We start from the raw sequence: 5,036 nt of genomic DNA on the forward strand, positions 1-5,036 counted from the left end.
GGTGTCGGCCTGGGGCGTGGTGGGTGCGGAGCTCATGGTGGTGTCCTTCGGCGGTTCGGCGGCTGCGGTCCCTGCTCACGCCCTCGGTAGCAGGAGATGGATGTCCGATTGGGGCGTTTTGCCCTCTATGAACCACCTTCGCGCTGCGACGTCATGACCCCGTCCGCCGACTGTCACAGACGTGTCACACCATGCCCCATGAGGCCGGCCCGGGCGGCCACCTACCCACCGACACCGCCGCCCACGGGGGGAGTTGGAGGGCCGGTCAGTCGAGGGGCGGAACGGCGTCCACGTCGAACGGCTCCGGGAGCGGCACGCCGGCGTCGGGATCCGGCAGCTGCTGCGCCGTCCAGATGCACTTGCCGTTCGGGGTGTAGCGGGTGCCCCACCGCTGGGACAGGGAGGCGACGAGCTGGAGGCCCCGGCCCCCTTCGTCCGTCTCGGAGGCGTGGCGGATGCGGGGCATCGTCAGGCTGTCGTCGGAGACCTCGCAGACCAGGTCGATGTCCCGCAGCAGCCGTAGCGTCATCGGGCCCTTCCCGTGGCGGACGACGTTCCCCACCAGCTCACTGGCGAGCAGCTCCGTCGTCGGCGTCAGCTCCTCCAGACCCCACGCGGACAACTGCTCCCGCACGTGCCCGCGGGCCATCCCCGCCGCCCGCGGGTCCTCGGGGAGCGGCCAGCAGGCGATCCGCTCGGGGTCGAGCGCGTGGACGCGGGCGACGAGGAGCGCGATGTCGTCGCTTGTGGTCCGCCCGACCGGGAGCAGCCTGGAAATGAGGGCGTCGCAGAGCGCCCCCAGGTCCTCGGCGTCCGCGTCGGCCAGCAGGCGCGCCAGATCGCCCAGGCCCTCGTCGATCTCGCGCTCGGAGGACTCGACCAGCCCGTCGGTGAACAGCACGAGCAGGCTCTCCCGGGGGACCTGCAGCTCGACGCTCTCGAACGGCTGCTCCGCGGCCCCCAGGGGCGGGTTCGGCGCCGCCTTCGGGAAGCGCACGGTCCCGTCCGGATGGACGACCGCGGGCGGGGGGTGGCCGGCGCGTGTGACCGAACAGGTGCCGGTGGTCGAGTCGTAGAGCACGTAGAGACAGGTGGCGTAGGAGTCCGCGCCGAGTCCGCCGACGATGTCGTTGAGGTGCCCCATGATCTCGTCGGGGGGCAGTTCGAGACCGGCCAGCGTGTGGACGGCCGTGCGCAGGCGTCCCATGGTGACCGCCTCGGACAGGCCGTGGCCCATCACGTCGCCGATGACGAAGGCGACCCGGCCGGCGGACAGCGGGATCACGTCGTACCAGTCGCCGCCGACGTCCGCGCCCTGCTCGGTCGGCAGGTAGCGGGCGGCGAGGGTGCACGACGGCAGCGCGGGCAGCTCCTGGGGGAGCAGCGCGCTCTGCAGTTCCCGGGAACGGGTGTGTTCGGCGTCGTACAGGCGCGCGCGTTCCAGGGCGTGGGCCACCAGGGCACTGATGGCGCTCAGCAGGGTGCGCTCCTCGTCCGTCAGGCGCCGCGGCTGGTCGAAGGCGACCACGCAGACGCCGAAGGTGAGCCCGGAGGCGGTCAGCGGCAGGAAGGCCCAGGACCCCTTCCCGGTCAGGTGCGGGCGGTCGGCCATGGCCGGGTACCGCGCCGCGTACTCCTCGGCGGAGGAGACGAACACCGGTCCACTGGTCGAGATGGCGTCCCACACCGGGTCCTTGGCACCCCGGGGGCGGCCTTGGAGGTTGTCGAGGAAGGCCTGCGGGTAGCCGACGGACCCCACGTTGTAGGCCCTGCCGTCCTCGAGCGCCTGCACCAGCAGCCCGGTGGCGCCGAACGGCGGCAGGACGCGCTGGGCGACGGCGTCCACCACGTCGCGCGAGGTCGTCGCCTTGGCGAGGGCCGCGGTCAGTTCGGCGATCCGGGTCGCGCGTTCGCCCGCCGCGCGCTCGGCGGCGGCGCGCTCGGCTTCGTGCCTGCGCCGGTCGGTGACGTCGGTGAAGTAGAGCGTCACCCCGTCGGGCAGCGGGACCAGCCGGACCTGGTAGCAGGAGCCCGTGTCCGGCATCCGTACGTCGAAGCTCGTGGGCGCCGCCTTGGCCGCGGCCTCCCGGCAGCGCGACTCCAGGCCGGGGATCTGCCGCAGCGACGGCAGCGTCCAGAGCACCCGGCCGAACAGCTCCTCCTCGGAGGAGCCGAGCACGTCCTCGGCCTCCAGGTTGACGAAGGTGATGCGCCAGTCCTCGTCCGCGGAGAGGAAGCCGTCGCTCATGTACCGCAGGGCGCGGCTCAGCGCGTCACGCGCGGACCGCGACTCGTTGCTCTCCCACGCCGTGCCGATCATCCGGTACGGCTCGCCCCTGTCGTCCAGGACCACCTTGGCGCGGGTCTCGGTCCAGCCGTAGCTCCCGTCGGGGCGGCGCACCCGGTACTCGGCCTCGAACACACCCCGGTCCCGGATCGCCCTCTCGGCGGTGGCGAGCGTCCACCGCAGGTCGTCGGGGTGGACGACCTTCATCCAGCTCTCGACCCGGGGCACGAACTCGGAGGGGTCGGTCCCGTAGACGGCCATGGCCGCGTCGTCCCAGGCGAGTTCGCCGGTGCGGATGTTCCAGTCCCACGTGCCCACCTCGACGGCCTTCAGCGCCTGCCGCAGCCGGCTGCCGCTGGGTTCCTCGTGCGTGGGGCGGGTCGGGGGCGGCGCCTGGTCCACGCGTTCCTGGGCCCAGGCGGTCACCGCCTCGAGGAACCGCCACTGCTCCTCGGTGGGCTCCCCGGCCGAGCCGGTGACGACGGTCAGTGACCCCACCGAACTCACCCCGTCGGACAGGGCCACGGAGGCCAGCCCGGTGCCGGGCCATCCCTTCGCCGTCCCGGGCCGTCCTGCGTCGGCCGATCCGTCGGCCGCCCACACGCGGCCGTGCCGGCGTACGGCGCGCGCCGGGACCGCCGGGCTCTCCTGGTCGATGATCTCCCAGGGGCGTACGTACCCCGGTGACAGCCCGACCGTGGACACCAGGCGCAGCGCCGACATCGGCCCGCACAGGTGGACCGCGCCGCCCAGCCCGTCCAGCTCGGCGACCGCGTGCTGCAGCGCGAGCCGGAGCACCTCGCCCTCACCGATGCCCTTCTCCACATCGGCGAGGAGCGCCAATCGGTCGTTCACGATGTAAATGTACATTTATGGAGCAAAGCTGGCAGGCGAGGCAGGCCTTACTCCGTGGTGGTCCGGTTCCGCTCGGGCTCCCCGGGGCCGCCGGGGGGCGGGGCGTGGCCCGGGGCCTCCTGGACGTGCAGGAGGAAGAGGGCGTTCAGCACGTCGTCCGGCATGCCGGCGAGGAGGGCCTCCGGTGTCGTGGCCATCGCGTGCGCGAGGTCGTCGACCAGGTGCGCCAGACCGTCGATGCCGGACTCCAGCGGGCCGGAGGCGGCGTCGGGGCCGGCGGGGCCGTGGGGAACGGCGGCGTGGCGACGGGAGGTCGTCTGGTTGCTCATGGGCGTCTTCCGAACGGGGCGGGGGTGACCGCGGAGCGCGGCCGTGCGAAGTGTGCCGGACACGGCCAAGGTTGCGTCACCGCGGCCGCGCCGGCCACGGAACGCTGTTCCTATGCCTCCCGGTACCAGGCAGGGGCGGGGGAGCCGTGTCCCGCCCGGTGCGGGCAGGACACGGCCCGGGGTCAGGCGGCTGCGACGCGCTGCGCGACTTCCTTGCCCTTGGTGGTCGCGTCCTCCAGTGCCCGGGTCCACGAGGCCTCGGCCAGCGGGACGAGCTCGGCCATGGCGGGGTTCGAGGCCGCAGCGGTCAGTTCGGGGACGATGAAGTCCAGGTCCAGGCCCATGTACTCGCCGAGGATGGACCGCAGGTAGTTCTGCACGTACTCGGAGGACTCCCGCGGGGTGCCCGGAGCGTAGGAGCCGCCGCGGCTGGCGATGACGGTCACCGGCACGCCCTTCACGCTGGAGGTGTCACCGGTCGTGCGTCCGACCATGAGCACGTGGTCGATCCAGCTCTTGAGCGTCGACGGGATCGTGAAGTTGTACATCGGGGCGCCGAGGAGCACGGCGTCGGCCTTCTCCAGTTCCTCGATCAGGGCCAGACGGCCCGCGAAGGCCGCCGCCTGTTCGGGGGTGTGCGACGGGGCGTCGACGAAGGCGGCGGAGAAGCCGTGCACGTCGAGGTGGGGGAGCGGGTCCGCGGCGAGGTCGCGGTAGACCACGGTGCCGTCCGGGTGCTGCTCCTGCCATGCGTCGCGGAAGGTCAGCGCGACGGTGCGGGAGCGGGAGTCGGAGCCCGGGTGGAGGGAGGAGTCGAGGTGCAGCAGGGTTGCCATGTGAGTTCCAGGTGCGTCAGACGTGTGCGTGTCCCCGTGGGGCGGCTCCCCGGCGTCATGGCGCCGGGGAGCCCGGTGGCCCGCGTCGCCGGGGGGTGCGAGGTGCGGGTCCCACGGCTCCACCGTGATGCACCCTGGCCCCGCGGGCCAAAGAGGGGATTAGCCGCTAACTTTTGGTAAGTACCCGGCCATGGGGCGGTGAAGTGCCTTCGGTGGAAGGGGAGTCGAACCGCGAGTGCGGCGGCACGCCGAAGGCTCCCCGGTCCGGAGGAGTCAGGACGGGGAGCCTGGGCGGTTTTCCATGGAGGGGTGCCGGGGCGCGCGGTGTGCGCGGCGGACGCGCGGCCAACTCATCTCCGGGGCAGCGGAGTTGGTTGTTCCCTCTGGGGTCGATCCGGCGCAGGTGCAGGTGCAGGTGCAGGTGCAGGCGGGTTGGTGAGGTCTTGGGTGGGGCGGCGCCGGCTGTGTTCAGGCCTGGGCGGCCGTGTCGCCGGAGTCGGGGGCATCGAGCGGGCGGCGGTGGGCGCCCATGCCCCGGACGCCGATGGAGGTGATGCGCTCACCGGCGGGCCGGCCGCGGTGCCGTCCGGTACCGGAGGTGGTGGCCGGGGTCTGCAGGCGCCGTACCGCCACGAAGGCGTTGTTGAGCAGGCCGCCGGACTTCGTCGTCGGGATGGGCATGGTGGTCTCCGGGTCTTTCGGTGTGCCGCTGGCGGCACGGGTGGGGGA

At 72.9% G+C, this 5,036-nt stretch carries 4 protein-coding genes; all 4 read right to left on the reverse strand.

Annotation, left to right across the window (positions count from 1 at the left end):
- Positions 1-265 precede the first annotated feature (265 nt).
- Positions 266-3,142, reverse strand: coding sequence for a SpoIIE family protein phosphatase (locus tag PV341_RS43715; RefSeq protein ID WP_500360820.1), 2,877 nt, complete (start codon positions 3,140-3,142; stop codon positions 266-268).
- 47 nt (positions 3,143-3,189) lie between these two features.
- On the reverse strand, positions 3,190-3,471 hold the full coding sequence (locus tag PV341_RS43720) for a hypothetical protein (protein WP_500360822.1): 282 nt from the start codon (positions 3,469-3,471) through the stop codon (positions 3,190-3,192).
- 182 nt (positions 3,472-3,653) lie between these two features.
- Positions 3,654-4,307, reverse strand: coding sequence for an FMN-dependent NADH-azoreductase (locus PV341_RS43725; RefSeq protein WP_500323429.1), 654 nt, complete (start codon positions 4,305-4,307; stop codon positions 3,654-3,656).
- Between the two features lie 468 nt (positions 4,308-4,775).
- A partial coding sequence (locus PV341_RS43730) for a hypothetical protein (protein WP_500360824.1) occupies positions 4,776-5,036 on the reverse strand: 261 nt, incomplete at its 5' end.

The organism is Streptomyces sp. PA03-1a, assembly GCF_033792805.1.
Taxonomy (GTDB): domain Bacteria; phylum Actinomycetota; class Actinomycetes; order Streptomycetales; family Streptomycetaceae; genus Actinacidiphila.

Coding starts and splice junctions, on each gene's coding strand:
- PV341_RS43720 (WP_500360822.1), bottom strand. CDS start 3,471: ATGAGCAACCAGACGACCTCCCGTCGCCACGCCGCCGTTCCCCACGGC.
- PV341_RS43725 (WP_500323429.1), bottom strand. CDS start 4,307: ATGGCAACCCTGCTGCACCTCGACTCCTCCCTCCACCCGGGCTCCGAC.